The organism is Alteromonas sp. DY56-G5 (genome assembly GCF_041414725.1).
Taxonomy (GTDB): domain Bacteria; phylum Pseudomonadota; class Gammaproteobacteria; order Enterobacterales; family Alteromonadaceae; genus Alteromonas; species Alteromonas macleodii.
This window is the reverse complement of sequence record NZ_JANHZQ010000114.1, coordinates 1-1,335: the sequence shown is the minus strand read 5'-3', so window position 1 is coordinate 1,335 and position 1,335 is coordinate 1. Positions and strand designations below refer to the sequence as shown.

The following is a 1,335-nucleotide window of genomic DNA, read 5'->3' as shown; positions in this document are numbered from 1 at the left end:
CTGAGGTATCCCCACAAATAATGACTAAAATTCAGTAAGATAAAAAATAAAGGGAACATTCATGACGTTTGGTGATCAGATCTTTCGCCAAAAACAAATGAAGGTTAAACGCCATGAATGCCCTATCTATTGTGAACAAAGTCATCTCGCTTGTCAGCTTTAAAATGCATATGTCGCGACAAAAAGCACTTACCGCATGTGTTAAAAGTTTGCTTAACGGAAATGCCGCAACTGTCACGAGCATAGGTCGAGGCATCAATAATAAAGCCTTTGAGAAGCATCGGATTAAGCGAGCCGACCGATTACTTTCCAATACAAACTTATTACATGAAACGCCAACTATCTATGCAGCTACATGCCAGTTGTTATGTAGTCATATTTTGCGGCCTGTTATTTCCGTAGATTGGTCAGATCTTGATGAGCATAACGGTCATTTTCTATTGCGCGCAGCTATTTCTCTTAAAGGCAGGTCCATCACGCTTTACCAAGAAGTCCATTGTAATAAAACCAGAGAAAAGCAAGCGACGCACAGAGCATTTTTGCATGCTCTGCGAGCAGTATTACCTTCACAATGCCATCCCATTATCGTTACAGATGCAGGGTATAAATCACCGTGGTTCAGGGAGGTGATGGCGTTAGGGTGGGATATTGTCGGTCGCGTGCGTCGGCCGCATTATTACTCGTCTGACGCTGGGCACACGTGGCAATGTATTCATCAGCTTTACGCTCAAGCCACGTGCAGACCAAAGCGTTTTGATAATAGCCAGATAGTCAGAAGCAATCCTTTTGCCTGCACGCTTGTTTTATTTAAACAAAAAAGTAAAGGCCGTCACGCTCGTAACACTGATGGTTCGCTCAAGCGCTCAGGACATTCAAAAAAACATGCTCAGGGTGCAAAAGATCCTTGGCTATTGGCAACATCGCTCTCTTCTCATCGGCAGTTATCAAAACAAGTGGTCGGTATTTATCGACAGCGGATGCAAATTGAAGAAGGGTTTAGGGACATGAAAAGCACCAAGTTCGGGCTTGGCTATGAACAAAACAAAAGTATTAAAAAGCAACGTCTTACAATATTGATATTGCTGACAACATTAGCGTCACTGGTTGCTATATTACTGGGTATGGTGCTTGTTTCTTCGAACAAACATCGCCAATTCCAAGCGAATACCGAAACCAGAAGCGTGCTATCATTCCACTACCTTGGCCTTAGAGCTATTGCTTGCCGAATAAGGTTTACCATGCGACAGTGGAAAGCTGCACTCAAATGGTACAGCTCCATAGTAGACAGTGCATGGGCCGGAAGCACATGGAATTAAATTCGTGGGGATCCCTCAG

General features: G+C 43.6%; 1 protein-coding gene. It reads left to right on the top strand.

All coding sequences use genetic code 11. The annotated features are described in order from the left end of the window. Positions 1-113 precede the first annotated feature (113 nt). Positions 114-1,316, top strand: coding sequence for an IS4 family transposase (locus NO989_RS21765; RefSeq protein ID WP_013786029.1), 1,203 nt, complete (start codon positions 114-116; stop codon positions 1,314-1,316). Positions 1,317-1,335: the final 19 nt, after the last annotated feature.

What these genes read in the sequence shown, in the direction of transcription:
- NO989_RS21765 (WP_013786029.1), top strand. Translation starts at nt 114, where the DNA reads ATGAATGCCCTATCTATTGTGAACAAAGTCATCTCGCTTGTCAGCTTT.